General features: G+C 41.7%; 22 protein-coding genes. 9 read left to right on the top strand and 13 right to left on the bottom strand.

Annotated features, from left to right (window positions below):
* Positions 1-39: 39 nt before the first annotated feature.
* The 3 genes from SFRI_RS21680 to SFRI_RS12565 are packed head-to-tail and all read left to right on the top strand — an operon-like array spanning position 40 to position 821.
* Positions 40-183, top strand: coding sequence for an IS3 family transposase (locus SFRI_RS21680; protein WP_167526096.1), 144 nt, complete (start codon positions 40-42; stop codon positions 181-183).
* A gap of 57 nt (positions 184-240) precedes the next feature.
* The gene (locus SFRI_RS12570; protein ID WP_011637903.1) at positions 241-414 is read left to right on the top strand and encodes an N-acetyltransferase; all 174 of its coding nucleotides are present in this window, start codon (positions 241-243) and stop codon (positions 412-414) included.
* Between the two features lie 32 nt (positions 415-446).
* Positions 447-821, top strand: coding sequence for a VOC family protein (locus SFRI_RS12565; protein WP_011637902.1), 375 nt, complete (start codon positions 447-449; stop codon positions 819-821).
* A gap of 78 nt (positions 822-899) precedes the next feature.
* Here the strand turns inward: SFRI_RS12565 and SFRI_RS12560 are convergent, their stop codons facing one another.
* From SFRI_RS12560 to SFRI_RS12550, 3 genes are all read right to left on the bottom strand, one after another.
* Positions 900-1,499, bottom strand: coding sequence for a M48 metallopeptidase family protein (locus SFRI_RS12560; RefSeq protein ID WP_011637901.1), 600 nt, complete (start codon positions 1,497-1,499; stop codon positions 900-902).
* Between the two features lie 126 nt (positions 1,500-1,625).
* Complete coding sequence (locus SFRI_RS12555; protein WP_011637900.1) at positions 1,626-2,063, bottom strand: DUF3010 family protein; 438 nt, start codon at positions 2,061-2,063, stop codon at positions 1,626-1,628.
* Positions 2,064-2,222: 159 nt separating this feature from the next.
* On the bottom strand, positions 2,223-3,578 hold the full coding sequence (locus tag SFRI_RS12550) for a DEAD/DEAH box helicase (RefSeq protein ID WP_011637899.1): 1,356 nt from the start codon (positions 3,576-3,578) through the stop codon (positions 2,223-2,225).
* Between the two features lie 180 nt (positions 3,579-3,758).
* On the opposite strand from SFRI_RS12550, the gene rssA reads away from it, so the two are divergent.
* The 3 genes from rssA (at position 3,759) to nrdG (ending at position 7,934) form a co-directional block, all read left to right on the top strand.
* The gene (gene rssA, locus SFRI_RS12545) at positions 3,759-4,697 is read left to right on the top strand and encodes a patatin-like phospholipase RssA (RefSeq protein ID WP_011637898.1); all 939 of its coding nucleotides are present in this window, start codon (positions 3,759-3,761) and stop codon (positions 4,695-4,697) included.
* Positions 4,698-5,349: 652 nt separating this feature from the next.
* The gene (nrdD, locus tag SFRI_RS12540; protein WP_011637897.1) at positions 5,350-7,467 is read left to right on the top strand and encodes an anaerobic ribonucleoside-triphosphate reductase; all 2,118 of its coding nucleotides are present in this window, start codon (positions 5,350-5,352) and stop codon (positions 7,465-7,467) included.
* On the top strand, positions 7,467-7,934 hold the full coding sequence (nrdG, locus tag SFRI_RS12535) for an anaerobic ribonucleoside-triphosphate reductase-activating protein (RefSeq protein WP_011637896.1): 468 nt from the start codon (positions 7,467-7,469) through the stop codon (positions 7,932-7,934). The genes nrdD and nrdG overlap by 1 nt, the downstream gene beginning before the upstream one ends.
* 104 nt (positions 7,935-8,038) lie before the next feature.
* On the opposite strand, the gene SFRI_RS12530 is transcribed toward nrdG, so the two are convergent.
* Entirely contained in the window at positions 8,039-9,277 is a 1,239-nt protein-coding gene (locus SFRI_RS12530; protein ID WP_011637895.1) for an NADH:flavin oxidoreductase/NADH oxidase family protein, read from the bottom strand.
* Between the two features lie 206 nt (positions 9,278-9,483).
* Positions 9,484-11,961 carry a TonB-dependent receptor gene (locus SFRI_RS12525; RefSeq protein WP_011637894.1) on the bottom strand — a complete coding sequence of 826 codons (2,478 nt, stop codon included), beginning with the start codon at positions 11,959-11,961 and terminating at the stop codon, positions 9,484-9,486.
* A gap of 449 nt (positions 11,962-12,410) precedes the next feature.
* Between SFRI_RS12525 and SFRI_RS12520 the strand changes: the two genes are divergently transcribed.
* The 3 genes from SFRI_RS12520 (at position 12,411) to SFRI_RS12510 (ending at position 14,364) form a co-directional block, all read left to right on the top strand.
* Complete coding sequence (locus SFRI_RS12520; RefSeq protein ID WP_011637893.1) at positions 12,411-12,767, top strand: YibL family ribosome-associated protein; 357 nt, start codon at positions 12,411-12,413, stop codon at positions 12,765-12,767.
* 37 nt (positions 12,768-12,804) lie between these two features.
* Positions 12,805-13,413, top strand: coding sequence for a GTP cyclohydrolase II (gene ribA / locus SFRI_RS12515; RefSeq protein WP_011637892.1), 609 nt, complete (start codon positions 12,805-12,807; stop codon positions 13,411-13,413).
* Between the two features lie 66 nt (positions 13,414-13,479).
* The gene (locus SFRI_RS12510) at positions 13,480-14,364 is read left to right on the top strand and encodes a hypothetical protein (RefSeq protein ID WP_244262825.1); all 885 of its coding nucleotides are present in this window, start codon (positions 13,480-13,482) and stop codon (positions 14,362-14,364) included.
* A gap of 27 nt (positions 14,365-14,391) precedes the next feature.
* On the opposite strand, the gene SFRI_RS12505 is transcribed toward SFRI_RS12510, so the two are convergent.
* The 8 genes from SFRI_RS12505 to SFRI_RS12470 form a co-directional block, all read right to left on the bottom strand.
* The gene (locus SFRI_RS12505) at positions 14,392-14,784 is read right to left on the bottom strand and encodes a VF530 family protein (protein ID WP_011637890.1); all 393 of its coding nucleotides are present in this window, start codon (positions 14,782-14,784) and stop codon (positions 14,392-14,394) included.
* A gap of 109 nt (positions 14,785-14,893) precedes the next feature.
* A complete protein-coding gene (locus tag SFRI_RS12500; RefSeq protein WP_011637889.1) occupies positions 14,894-16,354 on the bottom strand; it encodes a carbon starvation CstA family protein in 1,461 nt (486 codons plus the stop codon).
* A 174-nt stretch (positions 16,355-16,528) separates the two neighbouring features.
* Complete coding sequence (gene btsR, locus SFRI_RS12495; RefSeq protein ID WP_011637888.1) at positions 16,529-17,239, bottom strand: two-component system response regulator BtsR; 711 nt, start codon at positions 17,237-17,239, stop codon at positions 16,529-16,531.
* Positions 17,236-18,912: a sensor histidine kinase gene (locus SFRI_RS12490; RefSeq protein WP_011637887.1), complete on the bottom strand. Its 1,677-nt coding sequence runs from the start codon at positions 18,910-18,912 to the stop codon at positions 17,236-17,238. Before SFRI_RS12490 ends, btsR begins: the two co-directional genes overlap by 4 nt.
* Positions 18,913-19,312: 400 nt before the next feature.
* A complete protein-coding gene (locus SFRI_RS12485) occupies positions 19,313-19,663 on the bottom strand; it encodes a hypothetical protein (RefSeq protein WP_011637886.1) in 351 nt (116 codons plus the stop codon).
* Positions 19,650-20,318 carry an AAA family ATPase gene (locus SFRI_RS12480; protein WP_011637885.1) on the bottom strand — a complete coding sequence of 223 codons (669 nt, stop codon included), beginning with the start codon at positions 20,316-20,318 and terminating at the stop codon, positions 19,650-19,652. Before SFRI_RS12480 ends, SFRI_RS12485 begins: the two co-directional genes overlap by 14 nt.
* Before the next feature lie 102 nt (positions 20,319-20,420).
* The gene (locus SFRI_RS12475; protein ID WP_011637884.1) at positions 20,421-20,723 is read right to left on the bottom strand and encodes a PilZ domain-containing protein; all 303 of its coding nucleotides are present in this window, start codon (positions 20,721-20,723) and stop codon (positions 20,421-20,423) included.
* A gap of 259 nt (positions 20,724-20,982) precedes the next feature.
* A complete protein-coding gene (locus SFRI_RS12470; protein ID WP_041413049.1) occupies positions 20,983-21,387 on the bottom strand; it encodes a phosphate-starvation-inducible protein PsiE in 405 nt (134 codons plus the stop codon).
* Positions 21,388-21,612: the final 225 nt, after the last annotated feature.

Here is a 21,612-nt window from a genome sequence, read left to right as displayed (position 1 = left end):
GATAGAACGATTAAATGCAGCCAATAGGCTGCATTTTTTATGGCCGGTGTTTATCAATGCTGTGATTTTAGTTTGAATGACATCACGATGTGGTACAACAGCCAACGGATGCATTCATACCTCAATTATCAAAGTCCTAATGAATTTGAGCGTATGGGTAAGCCGTTAAAAGAAGTGGCTTAACGAACTTAACTAGGGTGACTGAATTCAGTTAACCAGGTCAGTTTAGGTCAAGAATTAATGAACATTGCTGAAGCCGAGGCGATTAAACGTGGTTGTATGATTGCGCAACTTGATACGTTAGATTTTCAAGCACCACGTTTTTACCAAGATCTAGGGTTTAATATCATTGGTACGGTTCCAAAGTTTACCGGTAGCCCAGCAAGATATTTTATGATGAAACAGTATATTTGACCGAAAATATTGGTCTAATACCAGAGGGTTATATGAATCTCAATCAAGTGACATTACCTGTGTCGAATATGAATCAGGCCGTTAGCTTTTATCAAATTCTTGGCTTTACCTTAATTGTGGATACACCGCATTACGCCCGTTTTGAATGCCCAATGGGTGAGAGCTCTTTTTCGCTGTCATTAGAGCCTGACTCTACAGCCAATGGTGCGGTGATTTATTTTGAGCATGCAGAGTTAGATAGCTGGGTAAGTGAGTTGCAGGCAAAAGGTATTGAGTTTGTTCAGTTACCGACAGATGAAGCGTATTTATGGCGCGAGGCAGTATTATTTGACCCCAGTGGCAATAAGCTCAAACTCTACTGGGCGGGAGATAATCGCTTGAATCCACCTTGGCGAGTAAAGTCTTGAGTTAATTTTTCAACAACTCAGTTTCGTTTTATGGTTCAGTTTACATGGAGAATTAAGTTGTCGTGCTCCAACTGAAGTTTAAGCGTAGGGCGATTGTCCGACTTCTTCAGCTACTAACCATACTCGCATATCAAATTCTAGCTGGTGGTAATCTGCTAGCATAAAGCTGCATAACTGATAAAAAGCTTTGTTGTGTTCTTTTTCACGCAGGTGGGCCAGTTCGTGCACTACTACCATTTGTAATAGCTCAAACGGAACGTGTTTTAAGTGTGCTGCAATTCGAATTTCATTTTTGGCTTTAACTTTATTACCTTGGCGGCGATTGACATAAGAATGCAAACCTAGGGCATGGTGGCTTACGCTGATTTTTTCGTCAAAAATAACTTTTGCTAATGGGTCCGATTGACGCATATAGGTATTTTTTAACGTTATCGCCATATCGTATAAGGCTTTGTCTGTACGAACGTCGTGTATTTTGGGGTAGCGTGTTAAAAAGTGGGCAGCTAAGGCGTTAGCATCAACGAGTTGGCGGATTTTCTCGACCACGTCAGGACGATAACCATTTAAATAACGTAATGCACTTTGTTCACTTTGCTGCTTTTTAATGTCGGCACTGGTGACTAACAGGCTGAGATCTGTTTTTGGCTTTAATGATTGGCTTGCCGACTTGACCGGCATTTTAGGTGGGGCTTTAGGTGTTTTAGTTTTGGTATCTGACATGGCTGTAGTTCAACTGATTTTTTGGCGTTACCGCTATCTGAGTCGGTATCGATAACGCCAATATAGAACGGTGAAAGCTGTGGGTTACACTTTACCGAAGATGAGGCGGTTATGCTGAACATAAGCAACGTCAAATGCATTAAGCTGGACGCGTTTTAGATCCAATGATTCAAAGTCAACTTGTGGCGGGTTACGCTTTAATTGCTCTTTAATAGTCAATGGAGAAATAAGCGAAACAGGCATGTCCATTACTTGGAGTACCGCTTCAAGTTTGAAGCTGGTGGCACTGCCGGCAAACTTACCTTTTTGTTCACGTTCAATAATGGCTATTTCATCGACTTTATAGTCGCTCATTAGTTTTTTAAACGCAAAATCGAACTCACGAATTGAGTCCGTGCTAGCTGATTGTGAAATACTGAATGAAACTTTACGACATGCTGGCACGTTATAGGTTTCGCCTTCATAGGTCAGTAAACAGATAATGGCTTCGCCGCCTTTTAATTCCACACCACAAATTTTCATGTTAATCCTTACTGGTTTATTCATACGAGAATGCCGTTGGCATGCTCGTTATCGTTCATTTGTTGCAGGGCAGTATTTTACCAGTACCCTACATTCATTAATCTGTTATCGCAGTATACTGATAATCTAGCTGGAGATTATCTGCGATTTATGGGCCATTTAGTCTTCTGTTGTGCCGTCGTCTTCGATTATGACAATAGGCTTAACTTTACGGCGCACTGGTGCATCACCGACATCGACGCCAGTAATAAAGCGTTTATCACTCTTTGGTGCCGCTTTAGCTTTTTTAGGCGCGCTAACTCGTTTACTGACGACATCTGCTTTTGCACTCGTGCCAGCTTTACCTGCTTGAGGTTTATCTCTGAGGCCGCTAAATTTGGCTTTTAGGCCTTCAATTACAGTCGGCTCAAAGTTTTTACGTAAAAACAGTTGTACCTTTTTAAAGCTGTCCCAATCTTTAGGGCCTACAAATGAAACTGCATCACCTTTAGCGCCTGCACGGCCTGTACGGCCGATTCGATGGACGTACTCTTCAGCAAACTTTGGCATATCAAAGTTAATCACTAATGATACGTTGATTAAATCAAGCCCGCGCGATGCAACATCGGTAGTGACTAATATCTGCGATTGGCCGCGAGCAAATTGATCCATTATCTGGTTACGAGCAGATTGCTTTAAATCACCACTGAGTGCGGAGGTGGCAAAGCCTTGAGCAGCCAATAACGTGGCTAAACGGTCTGTATCTGATCGAGTTGCAGTAAATACAATCACTTGCTTATGTGTTTCTTGGCTTAAGATATGTTGCAACACCGCTTGTTTATGGTCTAAGTGATCAACCAAAATAATACGTTGCTCAATATCTTTATGCTCAGTGTAAGATTCACCAATAGACACATGGCTCGGTGATTTTAGTAATGTTGTCGCAATATCACCAATACTGTTGTGATCTAATGTTGCTGAAAACATTAAGGTTTGACGACGTTTATGATCAGCTGCATCGTTAATGGCTTTGAGCTGTGGAGCAAAACCTAAATCGAGCATACGGTCAGCTTCGTCAAGAACCAGTAATTCTAAACCATTTAAATATAAGTGGCGTTGCTGTAAGTGATCCGCAATACGTCCCGGTGTGGCAACAATGAAGTGTGGATCTCTGGCCAATGCTTTGGCTTGGTCGTTAAAGTTCTCACCGCCGAGCACGCTAATGGCTTTATATTGGGTATTGGCGACTAATAAACGTAATTGGCCATAAACTTGCTGGGCTAATTCACGAGTCGGTAACAAGATAAGTACCCGAGGATCTTTTTTCGACAATGCTCTGGTGGATATCACGCGTTGCATTGCTGGCAATAAAAACGCTAAGGTTTTACCTGAGCCGGTTTTAGACGATGCCATTAAATCTTTACCTGATAAGGCAATGGGAAGTGCTTGCGCTTGAACATCGGTAGGCGTAGAAATGCCAAGGTGCTTTAGACTGTCAAGCAGGCGCTTGTCCAACGAAAAATCGGTAAATTGCAAAGGTAAATCCCCTAAAAAATGATAGCCGACGATTATAGCTGTTTCACCTTGCTATAGCCAACAAGAGTCGCTTTAGTTATGCTATTTTTTAGCTTTATATTATTGCCTGAGTTAGACGTCACTATGGAAGATTCAGGCAGGCGTATTAAAAATGAATACCGAGCATGGAAGGAACGAAAGATGACAAAGCTCACCGTGGGATTAGCGCTAGGCAGTGGAGCCGCTAAAGGTTGGGCACATATTGGGGTATTGAATGGTTTAGCCAAGTTAGATATTTATCCTGACAAAGTGGCAGGTTGTTCGGTAGGGGCATTAGTGGGTGCTGCCTATGCCAATAATCATTTGGGTGAACTTGAAACCTGGGTGAGTGGATTTTCGAGTTGGGATGTACTTGGGTTAATGGATTTAGGTTGGCGTAAAGGTGGCTTAATTAGCGGCGAGAAAGTATTTGATGTGTTAGCCAATCGCATTGGCGATATTGATATTGAACAGTTAAACCGTCCCTTTGCTGCAGTGGCTACCGATTTATATTCTGGGCAAGAGATTTGGTTTAAAGAAGGTGATTTACGCCATGCTGTTAGGGCTTCATGTTCAATGCCAGGTTTTTTACCCCCAGTACAGCAAGGGCATCGCTGGGTTGTTGACGGTGCGGTAGTGAACCCTGTACCTGTATCACTGGCTCGATCTATGGGCGTTGATGTGGTTATTGCGGTGGATTTAAATGGTCATCGTCGTGGCCAAATGCACTTAATCCCAGAGCAAGTAAAAAGCCGCAAAGCCTCTAAGTCTGAACCTATTGATGAAAAGCGCGAACTTGAATCTGGCTTTATGGATTTATGGGGTAAAGGCAAAGATTACATGAATGGCTTAACCGATAAATTTTCTTTGGGGAGTTCAAAGTCGCATCCGGGTATGCTGGCGGTGATGTCGCAATCGATGGATATTTTAGAACAACGCCATAAACGTTCACGTTTAATGGGCGAGCCACCTGATATTTGTATCGTGCCTGATGTGGGTGACATTGGTACCATGGAGTTTCATCGCGCTAAAGAAGCGATTAAAGCCGGTGAGCAAGCCGTAAATGATATTAAGCATTTAATCGAAGCAACCTTAAAGTAACCTTGAAGCGGTATCGAATATTGTGGTGTGTTTATCATAAATACGCCCGTTAACCGCCGCTAGGTGAATATTTGCTAGTTAATAGATGTTTTCCATTAATTCTGGGTTGTTACCCCGCAAGGGTATTGTCTAACCTGCGCAGTCTGATGTGGTTGATAAGATTATTCACTCTCTTATTTTATTTCATGGTTCTTTCATAGTTATCTCATGGTGATTCAGTCATTATCTATCCGCAATGATCTACCCGCAACTATCTAACGATAACGACCGAGTCATTAGATACAATGAGCACGTTAGTTATGTTGTTGATCTAGCCATTTAAGGTTCGAACAATGACTTAATATCGTCATTTTGCACCATTTCAAGCCAGCAAAATACATCACTTATGGTGTTTGCACATCTGGTTATCCATTCAGCAAAGCACCCAAATCGTTAAATTATGTCGATTTTCTGCCATTGTATTAGCCTGTCAAAATCAGTTGTTATTCCTACAATATCTATCGCTTATAGCAAGTGTTTTTTCAATATTAAGTACTGCCGACAATTATGATCTGGATCAAGGTAATGCTCAGCGTTAATGTGTCTAATACACTCTATCTTGTGTTGTGTGTGTATTAAAGCGCTATATATAGTGCTTGTAAAGGATGGTTGTATGCTTGTAGTAGTGAAAAGGGATGGATGCCGAACTGCGTTTGATGGATGTCGAATCAAAGAGGCTGTTGTAGCAGCAATGGAGTCTGCAGGTATAGCCGACCATCAATATGCACAGCAGTTAGCGCAGACGGTAGAGCAGCAAATGACTGTGAAGACCGAAGTTGATATTCACGAACTACAAGATGCAGTTGAAAACTTATTGATGTCGGGCCCGTTTAAGTCGGTGGCGCGTCATTACATTGAGTACCGTCACGATAGAGATAAACACCGTGAAACCCAGAGTAAATTAAATTGTGCTATTCGCGGTTTAGTTGAGCAATCGGATAGTGCGATTTTAAATGAAAATGCCAATAAAGATGCCAAAGTCATTCCGACCCAGCGTGATTTATTAGCGGGCATTGTGGCCAAGCATTATGCTAAAACCCATTTACTGCCAAAAGATGTGGTAGCCGCCCATGAAAAAGGCGAAATTCACTATCACGACTTAGATTATGCACCTTTTTTCCCGATGTTTAATTGCATGCTAATTGATTTGGCCGGCATGCTAACTCATGGTTTTAAAATGGGTAATGCTGAAATAGAACCGCCTAAGTCTATATCAACTGCCACTGCTGTTACGGCGCAAATTATTGCTCAGGTAGCGAGCCATATTTATGGTGGTACCACGATTAACCGTATCGACGAAGTGTTAGCTGAGTTTGTGCAAATCAGTTACCAAAAGCACCTTAGTGTCGCTAAAAAGTGGCAAGTGGCAGACGTAGAAGGTTATGCGATGACGCAAACCGAAAAAGAGTGTCATGACGCATTCCAGTCACTTGAATATGAAGTGAATACTTTGCATACCGCTAATGGCCAAACACCGTTTGTTACCTTTGGTTTTGGTTTAGGCGTGTCGTGGGAGTCGCGTTTAATTCAGCAATCGATGTTAACAGTACGTATGGCGGGTTTAGGTAAAAATCGCAAAACAGCAGTCTTTCCAAAATTGGTGTTTGCCATTAAAGATGGTGTGAATCATAAAGCGACTGATGCTAATTATGATATTAAAAAGATGGCCTTAACGTGTTCAAGCATGCGCATGTACCCTGATATTCTTAATTATGATCAGGTAGTGAAAGTCACCGGTTCGTTTAAAACCCCAATGGGGTGTCGCTCATTTTTGGGGGCATATGAAGAAAATGGCCAACTGGTCCATGAAGGGCGCAACAATATAGGTGTCGTCAGCCTTAATTTACCGCGCATAGCGTTGGAAGCAGGCAAAGATGAACAGCGCTTTTATCAATTACTCGATGAGCGGTTATTGATTGCCCGCAAAGCATTAGAAACGCGTATTGCTCGTTTAGCTGGCGTTAAAGCACGAGTAGCACCAATCCTTTATATGGAAGGCGCCTGTGGTGTACGCCTAAATGCTGATGATGATGTGAGCGAAATCTTTAAAAATGGCCGAGCATCAATTTCGTTAGGGTTTATTGGTCTTCACGAAACCATTAATGCTTTATATAGCAATGCTGAACACGTGTTTGATAATGCTCAATTGCGCGATAAAGCTGTCGCCATTATTAGTCATTTAAAGCAAGCCACTGAGTCTTGGAAACAAGAAACAGGTTATGGCTTTAGTTTATACAGTACCCCAAGTGAAAACTTATGCAGCCGTTTTTGCCAGCTTGATACCACCCAGTTTGGCATTGTGGCAGGTGTGACCGACAAAGGGTATTACACCAATAGTTTTCACTTAGATGTTGAAAAGAAAGTAAATCCTTTTGATAAGATTGATTTTGAACAACCTTATCCAGCCATCGCCAATGGCGGGTTTATTTGTTACGGCGAATATCCCAACATGCAGCACAATATTGAAGCGCTCGAAAACGTTTGGGATTACAGTTATAGCCGAGTGCCATATTACGGCACCAATACCCCCATTGATGAGTGTTACGATTGCGGTTTTATTGGTGAGTTTAATTGTACCAGTAAGGGGTTTGTGTGCCCTAAATGTGGTAATCATGAGCCAAGCCGAGTGTCTGTTACTCGTCGCGTTTGCGGTTATTTAGGTAGCCCAGATGCGCGACCATTTAACTTCGGTAAGCAAGAAGAAGTTAAGCGCAGAGTGAAGCATTTATAATGCATTACAGTGCATACCATAGTGTTGATGTGATCAACGGTGAAGGCACCCGCTGTACGTTATTTGTCAGCGGTTGCGAGCATGGGTGTAAAGGTTGCTATAACCAAAGTACTTGGCGTGTAGATGCTGGCCATGTTTTTAGCCAAGCACTAGAAGATCAGATTATTGATGATTTAACCGATACTCGTATTTACCGTCGAGGATTGTCGTTAAGTGGTGGCGATCCGCTGCATTCAGCCAATCTTGAAGGCGTATTAAAATTGGTTACGCGGGTAAAGCAGGAATGCCCTGATAAAGATATTTGGTTGTGGACCGGTTATCAACTGGCCGATCTCACACCGCAGCAACAAGCTGTGGTGAACTTTGTGGATGTGGTGATTGACGGCAAATATGAGCAAGAGAAAGCCGATCCCGAGCTTTTATGGCGCGGTAGCAGCAACCAACAAATCCATCGTTTTACGCGCTAGCGTTTTATATGAAGGCGTTAGGACTCGTTGTTTAATGTTCAGCACGTTAACTGTCAGCGCTAATCGTTAGCAAATAAATGTTTAACCTGCCAATCGTTAACTCGTTAATGATTAAAAAGACCTACAATATGGCGATAACGTTTAGTGCGCTGTTTAGTTTTATATTGATCGATTAATAAACTCCACAATGGTGAATCATTAGTGTGTGGCTGCTTACCTTGGCTTATGCGGCGAAGCTGACGTTTAATAACGGCCATCGTCGCCAGTCCAGCCAAAGGTTTACTCTGCCAATTGACTGTTGGAATTGACGGGACAAACTCTGGCTGAATTTGCCATCTATTGGCTAAGTCGGGATAGAAGGCGAGGGCGCTAGCGATACCACACAATGCAAAACCAGCATCAATAACTTGTTGAGCCACAGGTAGGCGATGAATACCTCCCGTTAGCATTAATGGAATAGGGCTACGCTGGACCAACTGCGCTGTTAAACTTAAAAAATAAGCCTCTCGAGCTAACGTTCGTTCATCAGCACTGCGACCTTGCATGGCTGGTGCCTCGTAGCTGCCACCAGATAATTCGACCATTTCAACTTGAAATTGTGCCAACATATTAATGACCTTTTCGGCGTCGTCGACATCAAAGCCACCGCGTTGGAAATCGGCAGAGTTGAGTTTTACTGCTATGTCGAAATCGGCACCACATTTAAGTCTTACTTGCTTAACCACTTCGAGTAATAACTTGGCACGATTTTCAAGCTTTCCGCCCCATTGGTCATTACGTATATTGGTTAGCGGCGATAAAAATTGAGCCAGCAAGTATCCGTGTGCGGCATGAATTTGTACTCCATCAAACCCAGCTTGTTGAGCCAATTGTGCTGTGGTAGCAAACCGTTGGATAACCTCTTCAATGTCTGCTGTTGTCATCGCTTTTGGTTGAGAGAACATGGATGAGTGTTTGCCTAAATCGAGTGCGATGGCAGAAGGGGCTAGATTTTTACCGCCCATCGCTTTAAACACCTGACGGCCTGGATGATTGATTTGCATCCATATTCTGGCGTTATTTTGCTTAGCTTTTTTGGCCCATTGGGTGAACGGCTCAAGTGCGCTGTTGGGATCTAATACTACTCCGCCAGGACCTGTCATGGCTAAGGGATCAATCATCACATTACCGGTGATCATTAATCCGACACCGCCTTTTGCCCATGCTTCATACAAGTTGAACAATGCATCGTCTGGTTGTTGCAAGGTATTGGCGAGGTTTTCTTCCATTGCGGCTTTGACCAATAGATTGGAAATGACTGCACCATTGCTCAAGGTGTATGGTGTGAAAATGGTATTAGCCATGAAATAATGTCCTAAGGTAACCTGCTGAATTAATGTGTTGTTTATCCTACAAGTAGCCTAGATAGTCAATTATCCTCATTGGATAGTGATAAAAAAAGCACTGCCACAGGCAGTGCTTTCATCATCTCGTTACTCTATTTAGCGTTAGATTTAGCGCTAAATTGAGATCTAGATTTCGAGCAAGCAAAATCCAGATTGATATGTTTTTAAATACGATAAGTTAGGGTTAACTTCGCATTACGCTCTTCGCCGGGTAATCCGCCTAAGAACATCGCCTTATCGTAATATGTTTCATTAAATAAGTTATTAATGTTCAATTGGATTTTATAACTTTCAACGTCATAACTAATCGCTGAATCGATTACCGTATAACTTGGCACATAACCATCTGGAATACCAAATGAGCTAGAGTGTGTGCTGCGTTCATCGACATATTTAGCCCCAAGACTGATTGATACCGGTGCTGGTAAGCCAAATTCTGCGGCATAAGTTACCCAAGCGCCCGCTGTGACGTAAGGTACACCTTTTTGGCGTTGGCCATAATCACTGCTATTTGGATTTTGATTGTCTCTAGCATCTTGGTAAACCGCGTTAACGTTGACTTTCCATTGGTCACTTAAATATGCATTCAGATCTAGCTCCACCCCTTTAGTATCTTCGCTGCCGTCGTAAAAATACGGGAAGATATCAGGTGTTGCTTCGCTGCTTTCGTATTCTGGATTGGTATAAGCCACATTAGTACGTGATGTTTTGAAAAAGACCAAAGATGCGAGCAATTGATCATCAAATGCTTTGGCACGAATACCTAAATCATTACTGATCGACTGAGAATCTTCACGGTCTGCTTCATTGCCTGTTACATCGCCTAACACACTGTATGCTGTACGGCCTTTAGAATGATTCACGAAAATAGAGATATCGTCAGTAGGCATATAAGTTAGGCCTAAATTGTAGGTTACACCGTTATCTGTGGTATCCGCTTCTGGTTGAGGGTCTGCTAAGCTACTACTGTAACGAGCATCGACACCCAAGTGTTCATAACTTTGTTTAATTTCATTGAATGCGACACCAATACGGCTAGTAAATCCGCCACCTAAATAACCCACATGTTGTAAGCCCAAGCCCCAAGCTGTGACAGATTTATTGTAGTTACTGGTTAATAATGGATCGTAGTCTTCAAATTCACCTTCGCCCCAATTTGGGTTACGGATATCATAAATATACGGTAGCGAACCTTGATATGACAAATTACCATCGGAATCTTTCAAGGTGTAATCTGCGTCGTAAATTGAATACTGTTTAAAGCGAATATCGCGATCTTCAAAGTTAGCATTAACTAATAATTCGTTACTGATATTGCCAATGTCGAAGTCATAACGTAAGTCGGCAAAATACTGCCATGACTTTTCTTCTGCCGAGACTTTGCGGTATTCCTGACGACGAGCTGCATATGGATATAGGGTGCCATCTTCAACCAAAGGTGCGCGTGGGTCGGCGTTAATTACGCCACTACGTTGCCAGTAAACATAGTTGTAAGCCCCTGTTTGACGAGCAAAACTGGTTTCGTAATTACGGTATTGCAGTTGTTGGTTTAAAAATAAGTCATCGGTTAAGTACACATTATGGCTTAGTTTAAAGCGCAACTCTTCGCCTTCATTGTCTTTCGCCATTGGAGAAATAAGACCGTTATGACCAAACTCATACGGTGTTAGGCCATCATTTGCGCTTAACGAGTCGGTTAATTGTTGGCGCTGATCGTCTGTTAGTTGTAAACCCTTACTGGTAGGGTCGTTGACTAAGTCTTGCCAGCTGACTTCACCAGCGGTTTTCCCATCGACTGAAGCTGCGTTATAAATGCGGATAGGATGGCCGATTGAATCAACGGGGATCGCATCGCTAATATATGCTGTTGATAGCATAATATTTTGGTTTTCATTCAATACATATTTAAGCGAGCCGTATATTTCATCGCGGTCGGTACCAAGATCTCGATAACCTGTACTACGAGCCGTTTTTGCCACGAGGCGATAGGCTAAATCGTCAGTTATTCCGCCCGTAGAATCAGCCATGAGAGAATAACTATCCCATTGACCCACTTCAGCTTCAAACAACTGTTTACTGTCAAATTGAGGTTTTTTCTCAATAAGGTTAATCACGCCACCCGCGCTGCCCATACCATATAGACCAGTGGCAGGGCCTTTGAGTACTTCAACAGAACTCACGTTGGTTAGCGAACGAGTTGGATTAAAGGTGTTACCTAATCCTGCACCGCCATACATACCATCGTAGGTGTAGTTGGCGCCTAATCCGCGAACAACTAAATTGTCGCCAATACCATAATTATTACCCGCTTGGGTTACGCCGCTGATATTACGAACTAAATCTTGCATGTTGGTGATGCCTTGCGCATCAATTAATGCTTCATCAACAATCACTACCGCCGCAGGCGTTTCCATCAGCGACATATCAGATTTGGTTGCTAAACCTGAGTTCATCACTACTTGGTTTTGTCGGCCATAAACCGTTATTCGTTCATAGCTGGCTGAGGGTGATTCATTGGCCGTATCATTTGAAGATTGTGCAGCAACCTCAGATTGGGCAACTGGTGTTTGTGCGTGAGCATAAACGGGAAACAATACACTTTGACAAGCAAGGGCAAGTAGAGATAAACGTAATGGCGTCATAACAGGTTAGGCTCTTTATTAACAATGGCGCGAATGATAATGATTATCATAAGTATTGCAATAGCGGGTTTTGTTATATGTGGCAAAAAACGGGTTTTGGAGATTTGGTTGCTGATAAATCAAACAATTCCAATAAACGATTAGCATGATTAATTGACCATTAAAGGGATCCGTCATCCATAAACTTAGCGCTTCAGCGCTATAAACGTACATTAGCGTGAGTTACCCGATGAGTGTGCTATGTGGTCGCGCTAATGGAGGTTGATAATGTGATAATATCCAGATTGTTTGTTCTAGGTAAAAAACTTTGCCTGTACATCCATATATGAAACGTTTGCTATTCGCATCTTGGGTGCTTTTGGGTATATAATCTGCCTCCGAAACGGTGTTGTGACAAACGTATAAGCGTAAACGATTCACTAACACACCAAAGCACTTAAGGTAATCAAATGAATTTAAAGCTAGAACTGCAGACATTGAATGATAAATTAGACAAGTTTCGTCGCAAGTTAGCTGCGGCTGAAGCACGTGGCGATGCCACGATTGTCCTGCAGTTTAAGAAAGAAGTGGCGACTGTGACTAAGCGAATCGCCAGCATTAAAGGCCAGCAAACTCGCCAGTTCAGCCAAGAAGGCGTGGCGTTGAAAGCGTTAGGTTTTAAGCGTGTGCTGACTAAAGCCGAACAAGCCGATATGGGTAAGTTAAATAAGTCGGTAAAAGGTTTAGTCGTTGTGCATCCTTTAACGGCATTAGGCCGTGAAATGGGCATAAAAGATGTGACGGGTTTTGCGCCTGCTAAGTTCTAATATTTTCTTTTACAGTTAGTTGTCGTAAGGTTAATTCATGTCGGTAAAGTATATCGCAACATCTAAGTTACCCACTCCTTGGGGTGTTTTTGCTATGCACGGTTTTGAAGAAACCGCCACAGGTAAAGAACACGTTGCATTGACATTTGGTCAACTGGATCCCACGGAGCCCATGTTAGGTCGTATTCATTCAGAATGTTTGACCGGTGATGCATTATTTAGTTTACGTTGTGATTGTGGTTTTCAATTACAAGCGGCCATGCAGAGTATTGCTGAACAAGGGCAGGGGTTTCTTCTGTACTTGCGCCAGGAAGGCCGTGGTATTGGGTTACTTAATAAAATAAGAGCTTACGAGCTGCAAGATGCTGGTGCCAATACGGTTGAAGCTAATGAGCGTTTAGGCTTTGAAGCTGATATGCGTAAATACGACATGATTTTGCCGATGTTAACGCAAATTGGCGTGACCAAAGTAAAGTTGATGACCAATAACCCGCGTAAAGTGATGGCGATGCAAAATATGGGTATCGAAGTCGCAGAACGTATTCCGTTACAAGTGGGTAAAAATCGCTATAACGAATCATATTTAAAGACCAAATCAACAGAGTTGGGTCATATGATGTCGGAATACCATTTCCACGATGAATAGTCTGGCACAATAATAGTCTAAATGATGATGAAACAAGGGCAGAACATACCGCTTATTGGATCATCATTGTTTGATTATCTGCGTTTTATGTCTGTAACCTGCCGTTTTACCTTGATGATATTGCTGATTGTTTATAGCAGTATTACTTATGCTGAGTTAACACCGACTACACCACCTGAGCTTATCACTGAACCTGATGCGTCTCATTATGCATTTGCCAATTACCTAGGCAGCGGTGTGTATCGAACTTCTGGCCAAAGCGCTGCTGTCGCCAATATTCCTATGGGTTTTGTGCTTGACTCAACAGATGATTATTTGTTGAAGTTACGCTTTACTGCATCATTCGGCTTTTTTGATTATTCCTTTAATGACCTACCTCAAGGCAGCATTCCTAACAGTGTGGGCACAATAACTCTCACCCCAGGGCTTGAATATCACTGGCTGGTGGACGATAAGCTAACGCTAGAAAGTTATGTTGATTTAGGCTATGGACACAATTTTTCAACCTATAGTCATGTGGGTGTTTTTTCCACTGGCGTTTCTGCACTCTATAAACTTGATGCGCCATTATTTACCCCGGTTTGGGTAAATAGGATTTATTATGCGGGTTATCAAAGCAATCAAAACGACAGCACAGAAGGCTATTCGGTATTTAAAACCGGTGTAGATTTTGGCGTCAATTACGATTGGCAGTGGAAAGATGTCCGGGTTGAGCCGAGATTTTTTATTGCTGGCCACTGGTATTTCGACAAACTGAAATTTGTTACCCCAGTTGGGAACGATGTTTTAACCTCATACACCTATGAAGTTGGCACAACGCTGGCATTCTCAAAGCCCATCAACTTCAGTGCGATAGGCTTAGACAGTGTCGAAATTGAACATTTTGGATTAAGTTATCAAGTCGGTGGTGGGCTTAAAGTGTGGCGCTTAATTTTCGAATTTCCCTTATAAACCCTGCTAATTTTTGGCATTGATAAACTAATTTGAGCTCGATCCCCAAATATTGGCATTCACAGGTTCTGTCGATGCAATCTCTGAGCTAGCTTTAGCTGAAACGACTTTATTTGCAGCAGGCTTAGCTGCGGTCACTTTGGCTTTGGCTGGCCGAGATTTAGCTGAAAAAGAGCCACGGCTGTCTTCTTTTGGCGGCGGCAATGGTAACTTGTTTGCTTTAAGATACAAGTATTCAACTTTGTCGCGAGCCCAGGGCGTTTTACGTAAAAACTTCAAGGTTGATTTTACACTCGGATTATCTTTAAAACACTGAATGTTTATCCTAGATCCTAATTCTTCCCAGCCGTATTTTTCTACAAGTTGAGTAACGATAGTTTCTAGTTTAATGCCGTGAAGCGGATTGTTTGCTTGTGTCATGGGCCGTGCGAGCTAATTAAGTTTGACAATATTATACCCACATTGTCGTCAAAGTGATATCAACACAAAAAAGGCAGCCTAAGCTGCCGTTTATTGATGATAGTAACCTCTATAACTCGTTGGCTAGTTCAACTTTGTCTTCTTCGTCAGTATCAATATCGCCTTTGCCTTTGGTCTTAATAATAATCATTGTCGCAATGATTGCGGTAGTGACTAAACCTGCAATAGTTGACACTGTCATTGGTAAACCAGCACCCAATGTTGATGAGTTCAACATAAAGCTAATCACAACACAGGTCATGAACATAGCCGGTACAGTACAAATCCAATGGAATTTATTGTGTCGTAGTAAGTAAGCTGAAGCGGTCCATAACATCAATACCGCTGTGGTTTGGTTTGCAACACCAAAGTAGCGCCAGATAATGCCAAAGTCTACTTGGGTTAACACGGCACCGACGACAAATAATGGTAACGCGAGCATTAAACGCTTCGGTAACTCGATTTGCTTGATGTTAAAGAACTCTGCCAATATTAATCGCGCTGAGCGAAATGCTGTATCGCCAGAGGTGATAGGCAATACAATGACACCTAAGATAGCCAAGAAGCCACCAAATGTTCCTAATAGCCCATTAGATGCTTCGTACACAACGTTTGCTGGGTTGCCTGCCATTCCGGCATTCAATCCTTCTACACCACCAAAGAATGATAATGCAATTGCACACCAAATTAATGCAATAACACCTTCACCAATCATGGCACCAAAAAACACAAAGCGACCGTTTGATTCATTTTCAACACAACGCGCCATTAAAGGTGATTGAGTTGCATGGAAACCCGATACTGCACCACATGCAATCGTGATGAATAAGGCTGGCCATAATGGCATGTCATTAGGGTTTAAGTTGGTAAAGAAGTCACCCATTTCAAAACCAGGTAACATGGTATGTTCGGTTGATAATGCTAACGCTATAATCAGTCCGAGTGACATAAAGACCAGTAATGCGCCAAAGAATGGGTATAAGCGACCAATAATCTTGTCGATAGGTACGATGGTAGCAATTAAATAATAAACAAAAATGATACCAACAAAGAGAGTGACATCCAGTCCGGTAAGTTTGCTTAGTAATCCTGCAGGAGCAGAGATAAACACTACGCCAACTAGTAACAATAAGATAATGGCAAACAAGTTCATAAAGTGCTTGGCGTTGTTACCTAAGTATTTACCGGCCAAGTTAGGAACTGATTGACCATTATTGCGTACCGATAACATCCCCGAAAAGTAATCGTGCACTGCACCGGCAAAAATACAACCAAATACAATCCATAGCATCGCCGCTGGGCCATAAAGGGCACCTAGAATTGGGCCAAAAATTGGACCGACACCAGCAATGTTTAACAATTGAATTAAATAGACTTTCCCTTTAGACATCGGTACGAAGTCGACACCGTCTGTTTGAGTGAAAGCGGGCGTTTGTCTTTGAGTGTTAATGCCGAACACTTTTTCGACAAAAGCGCCATAAATAAAATAGCCACCAATTAGCAGGCCTACACAGAGTAAAAACCACGTCATTTTGTTATCTCCCCATTTTTATAGTGACACTATTTTAAAACATCAAAATAGGCGGTTGGAGGCTAACTGAGTAACAGGTTAAAAAGGCAGAGTAAGCGGTAAATTGTCATCCTGAGCGGTTTTCGTTGTTAGGTAAGTGTGGTGCATATCACGCTTAATGTGGCGTAAACAATGTTACTGAAATCCAAGCAACTGCTTTAACTCTCTAAGATAACGACGTGACACCGGCACTTTTGATCCGCTATGGGTGGTAACTTCTGCGCCCGTGTCGGTGATTTCAATTTCTGAAATAGCACTCGGGGCCAGTAGGTATTGTTTATGGCAACGAAATAACGCGGTTTTTTGCTCTAATACTTTTAGCGTTAATTGAGTGTGACTGAAACCTTTATTTGAACACACATGAATACCGCCAACATCACTGACAATAAACTCTACATCAGCGGTAGCGACAACTTTAAGTTTATTGCCACTGTAGCAGGGTAAGTGCGCTAATTGAGTTGGCAATATCTGCGTCATTGGTTGCGGTGTCATGTTGGTGCGTACTTTGTCTAAGGTTTGGTTAAAGCGCTTTTCATCGATGGGTTTAAGTAAGTAATCAAATGCATTGTTATCAAATGCTTTGATCGCATATTCGTCAAATGCGGTAATAAATACTGCTCGTGGCATTTGCTCAGGATTAAGCATGGCAATTAATTCCATGCCATTTATCCTCGGCATTTGAATATCAACAAAAATCAAATCAGGCTTTAACAGGTTAATTTGTTGTAAGGCTTCTATGGCATTACTACATTGACCTAACACTTTGATGTCAGGATGTTTGTCGAGCAAATCTGCCACTTCTTGGCGGGCGAAGGGTTCATCATCAATGATTAAGCACGAGATCATTGGTCCATTTCCTTTAACGGTAAACGCACACTAACACGAGTGAATACATCTGGTTCACACTCAACTTCAATGCCGTATTGGCTGCCAAATAAATTCTGAATTCGTTTATGGACTAAGTTCATTCCTAAACCATCAGTGTTGTTAGAGGGTTGATATAAACCTGCATTATCGGTCACGTTGAGTAATAAATCATCGCCATCCAATGTGGCTTTAACATCAATCACACCGGCATCAAGCATCCGCGATGTACCGTGTTTTACTGCATTTTCAATTAACGGCTGTAAGGTAAATGCGGGCATTTTTTGGTGATGATAAATCATAGCAATATCTATGTTGACTTGCAGTTTGTCGATAAACCGAGCGCGTTCGATAGCGAGATAAGCGTCGATGTGCTCAAGTTCATCAGCCATTGTCACCAGCCCTGTAGTTCTGGTCAAGTTGATGCGCAAAAATTGCGATAACTGCTGTAATAATTGCTTAGACATTTGTGGGTCACGCTTAATAATTGCACTGATGGTATTGAGTGCATTAAATAAAAAGTGCGGATTAACCTGAGCCTGTAACAACTTTATCTCTGCTTGCATCAATAAGCTTTGCTGTTGCTCAAAGCGGCCATAAAGAATTTGGTTAGACATTAACCTCGCAATACCTTCGCCTAATGTGCGATTTATGTTTAAAAACAATTTGTTTTTAGGTTCGTATAATTTAATTGTGCCAATGACTTCGTCGTTGCTGCGCAGCGGAATGACTAGGCTTGAGCCTAAACTGCAATTGGGCGATATAGAGCAGGAATAAGTGGTATCGACCCCATCAGCAAACATCACACTATTTTGTGCGATGGCATCGAGGGTGATTTTTGAGGAAATAGGCGTATTAGGAATATGGTGATCTGCCCCAAGGCCAATAAATGCCAGTAATTTAGTGGTGTCGGTAATGGCGACTGCGCCAACTTGAGTTTCTTCTATTATGATTTGGGCGACTTTTTTACTCGACTCCAAATCAAATCCTTTAGACAGTAAGCCGACACTGCGCTCAGCTATTTTAAGTGCTTTAGTCGAAAAACTGGAAGAAAGTTTATCAAACATGGCTTTTTGGTCGCGAACAATACTCATAAACATCGCAGCGCCGAGTGAATTAATCAGTAACATGGGCGGGGCGATCAGTTTGACCAATTCCCAAGCCTGATCAAAGGGTTTTGCGACTAATACAATTATCGACATCTGCATTATTTCAGCCATAAACGTGACCCCCAATACCACAATTGGCTGATAAACCATTTCTGATTTACCGGCTTTTTTGAAGTAATAACTGATCATACCTGCGGATAAGCCTTCTAAGCTGGTGGATATGGCGCAAGCAATATCGGTGAATCCACCCATAGAATAACGGTGTAATCCACCCGTTAACCCAACCAGTAAACCAGTTACAGGTCCACCTAGTAATCCGCCTAATACAGCGCCCATAGCACGAGTATTAGCAATGGCTCCTGAGGTTTGTTCACCAAAGTAAGTTGCCATTATGCAAAAGCTGGAGAACACTAAGTAAATAAAAATCTTATGAGGTAATCGTTTTGAAGTCTCTGCAAATAGTTTAAATAATGGCGTTTTACTGACTAAGTAAACGATAACTAAGTAAACACACATTTGTTGTGTTAGCAGTAATATTAACGACATATATTCTCTTTGGATTGATTAAGCGCAGTCAAATTGTGGTGGATATGACTGACTCTTATAGGAACGTATTGACTGGTTAGTTAGTCTAGTTATCAGCATCTGGGTTTCAGAGCGTCTGTGTAATATAAAACCATACTATTTCAATTTCAGTATGTTATTAAAAAGCCATTAATAGTAGCAATAGATTATCAACTAAAGGTTAATAGGAAACAGGGATATAAGTATTTGTGCTGCACAGCTGGATTATCACGTCTAATGAGTCGACCATAATGCTTACCTAAGCTATTTAAGCATATCATTGCTCATAATCGGTAATACGTTATCACTTGGTTATTCGGCTAATCACAGATAGACATCTATGCCGACATATTCTGAGGATATTAACCGAAAAGAGTTATTGCTAACGTGATGTTTTACGCAATAAATCAGATTGTTTCGCGCTGCTTTGCTGATAAAACTCATCAATGAGTATTCTGAGGATTTTAGATTTAGCAACTTTGCTGATTTTGGCTATCTCATCTAATTGTGAAATGCTTTTTTCAGTCAGTGTGAAAGTGGCATGGCGATAAATTTTAGTGCTTTTTTTATCGAGCCCTTTTAAAAACTCTTGAGTTGTTGAAGTGATATCGGGTTGACCATGTGATGCCCCAAGACCTAACGCATAATTATTAGCATCTTCGATAAAGTCGTCTACAGATACCTTTACTCGGGTATCTTTGGGTTTCTTGCGCTTAAGATCAGTTAAACTCATAACTATTTTCTGGTGGGATGGCAAATAGCTCATCGGCAATGGCTCTAATTTCATCTGCCGCTTTACCGCTAGGATCGATTTCAAGCACTGAAGAGCCGCTTTCTTCGCTGTCATCATAGATGTTGCGACTAAACGTCACTGAATTGAGTGCACGCAAACCAAATGACTCAACCACTTCCTTGGCTTCTAAAATCCGTTTACCTTGAGACGGCAGTGCAGGACATTGTGTTATCACAATGGCGGCAATCATTTTAGGATTGACCATTTTACAAGTACTGAGCATGTCTTCCATATGAGGTAAAGTTTTAAGGTCACGTCGCTTAGGACGAAGTGGGATGACAACATAGGTAGCAACAGACATGGCGGCTCGCATTGCTAGGTTATCCTGGCCACCACAATCAACAATAACATAGTCAAACCGATCATTAAGACTCAGTAGATCATTACGGATTTTTCCATAAAGCTGAATACAATTGATGGCTTTTAGGCTGGGGTCATTATTACGAGCTTGGATCCAGTCGGATGTGGTTCGTTGCGGATCGCAGTCAACCATAAGTACATTCGCATCATGTTTCTGGCTAATATGTACGGCAATATTTTGTGCTAAACAGCTTTTGCCACTGCCACCTTTTTCTCCACCAACCAGCAATATCATGTTGTGATCCTTGATGCTAGGCGCTTTGTAGCACCAAAAATATTGTTTAGTATTTTATCTTGAGTATAGAGCAGTCATAGGGGGCTGCATGAAAATAATCAATTAAATTAACTGTAAAGCAATATGGAAACTATAAGGTGAGCATTCGGTGCAACGGCAAACTTGGCCTTTTATGGTATTTTGTTTGTCGGTGTTTTCATTGAAGGTTAAGGCTATCAAATCACCCACTTTAAAAGAGGTTTTAAAGTCAAATAGCACCCCTTTGCGAGCAAGGTCGATGCAAATACCATAGTCGACACATGATTCACCATGAGTATTAATCCAATCTAGGCGGATCCGCTCTGCTTCCATATCTACACGCAACGAACCGCGTTTTTCTTCGAATCCTGTTGGCTCTTGGCCCATCCTGTTTCTCCTTGAAATGATCCATCTAACGGCATCTTGATCTGTTGTTTGGCGATCGTTCATCATAATGACTACAGATGCCGAATGACCGTTAGCCTTACAACAATTCTATTGTTTAGCTCATTATTGCCGTATTTACTATTATTTAACGTTCTGCTCTCTAGTAATTTTTAGCATAACTGCTTTGTTAAGCAAGACAAAATTACGATTATAATGCTGAGTCTTCGACACTCGGTATGTTGAGTGGCAGTTAAGATGATTAATTATCGTAGTCTTGATTTTTAGGGTAAGGCATTTTCAACTGACCCCAACGGATCACAATTACCGTGCCAGCCAGTAAAATCGTCGACAGTGAAATGGCTAAAATACGCCAATCTTCCATGCCTTTCATGTCTAAAATCAAGTATCGAGCCAAAGCCACAATCGCAATATAGAGTGGCATACGAATAGGCAGTTTACCTGATTCAATATAATTAACGACCATCGCTAAAACTTCAAGATAAATGAACAGCAACAGTAAATCTGCCAGTTCGACGGTTCGAATGGCAATCATGTGGAGAATTTCTTCACCAATAGCAAATACCGTTGCCAGTGCGATAATTAATAACACTAAATGTTCGATATTTTTTAAGGATTTTAGTCCTACTTTTCGCAGTAATGGCATAGTCATCTTCATTAATAAAATCAAAACACTATTATTGACGACTTCAAGTGAATTTCCCAGTGATCTGGGTCGATTTTTTGAGATAAACTGTGGTTTGCAGAATAAGTGGTTAATATACTCTCCACTCAATGTCGATATAGTAAGATTTACGCCGTTATGAGTCGTTGGCTAGCGTTTTATCTTTACTAGGCTGAGAGTAATGCTATTGAATAGACATAAAAAAAC

The sequence above is a fragment of the Shewanella frigidimarina NCIMB 400 genome, assembly GCF_000014705.1.
Taxonomy (GTDB): Bacteria; Pseudomonadota; Gammaproteobacteria; order Enterobacterales; family Shewanellaceae; genus Shewanella; species Shewanella frigidimarina.
The sequence above is the reverse complement of the archived record's forward strand: the minus strand, read 5'-3'. Positions and strand labels throughout refer to the sequence as shown.

Bases quoted from the DNA above. Each gene is read 5' to 3' on its own strand.
- SFRI_RS21680 (WP_167526096.1), top strand. From the start codon at position 40: ATGGCCGGTGTTTATCAATGCTGTGATTTTAGTTTGAATGACATCACG.
- SFRI_RS12570 (WP_011637903.1), top strand. From the start codon at position 241: ATGAACATTGCTGAAGCCGAGGCGATTAAACGTGGTTGTATGATTGCG.
- SFRI_RS12565 (WP_011637902.1), top strand. From the start codon at position 447: ATGAATCTCAATCAAGTGACATTACCTGTGTCGAATATGAATCAGGCC.
- SFRI_RS12560 (WP_011637901.1), bottom strand. From the start codon at position 1,499: ATGCCGGTCAAGTCGGCAAGCCAATCATTAAAGCCAAAAACAGATCTC.
- SFRI_RS12555 (WP_011637900.1), bottom strand. From the start codon at position 2,063: ATGAAAATTTGTGGTGTGGAATTAAAAGGCGGCGAAGCCATTATCTGT.
- rssA (WP_011637898.1), top strand. From the start codon at position 3,759: ATGACAAAGCTCACCGTGGGATTAGCGCTAGGCAGTGGAGCCGCTAAA.
- nrdD (WP_011637897.1), top strand. From the start codon at position 5,350: ATGCTTGTAGTAGTGAAAAGGGATGGATGCCGAACTGCGTTTGATGGA.
- nrdG (WP_011637896.1), top strand. From the start codon at position 7,467: ATGCATTACAGTGCATACCATAGTGTTGATGTGATCAACGGTGAAGGC.
- SFRI_RS12530 (WP_011637895.1), bottom strand. From the start codon at position 9,277: ATGGCTAATACCATTTTCACACCATACACCTTGAGCAATGGTGCAGTC.
- SFRI_RS12525 (WP_011637894.1), bottom strand. From the start codon at position 11,961: ATGACGCCATTACGTTTATCTCTACTTGCCCTTGCTTGTCAAAGTGTA.
- SFRI_RS12520 (WP_011637893.1), top strand. From the start codon at position 12,411: ATGAATTTAAAGCTAGAACTGCAGACATTGAATGATAAATTAGACAAG.
- ribA (WP_011637892.1), top strand. From the start codon at position 12,805: ATGTCGGTAAAGTATATCGCAACATCTAAGTTACCCACTCCTTGGGGT.
- SFRI_RS12505 (WP_011637890.1), bottom strand. From the start codon at position 14,784: ATGACACAAGCAAACAATCCGCTTCACGGCATTAAACTAGAAACTATC.
- SFRI_RS12500 (WP_011637889.1), bottom strand. From the start codon at position 16,354: ATGACGTGGTTTTTACTCTGTGTAGGCCTGCTAATTGGTGGCTATTTT.
- btsR (WP_011637888.1), bottom strand. From the start codon at position 17,239: ATGATCTCGTGCTTAATCATTGATGATGAACCCTTCGCCCGCCAAGAA.
- SFRI_RS12490 (WP_011637887.1), bottom strand. From the start codon at position 18,912: ATGTCGTTAATATTACTGCTAACACAACAAATGTGTGTTTACTTAGTT.
- SFRI_RS12485 (WP_011637886.1), bottom strand. From the start codon at position 19,663: ATGAGTTTAACTGATCTTAAGCGCAAGAAACCCAAAGATACCCGAGTA.
- SFRI_RS12480 (WP_011637885.1), bottom strand. From the start codon at position 20,318: ATGATATTGCTGGTTGGTGGAGAAAAAGGTGGCAGTGGCAAAAGCTGT.
- SFRI_RS12475 (WP_011637884.1), bottom strand. From the start codon at position 20,723: ATGGGCCAAGAGCCAACAGGATTCGAAGAAAAACGCGGTTCGTTGCGT.
- SFRI_RS12470 (WP_041413049.1), bottom strand. From the start codon at position 21,387: ATGCCATTACTGCGAAAAGTAGGACTAAAATCCTTAAAAAATATCGAA.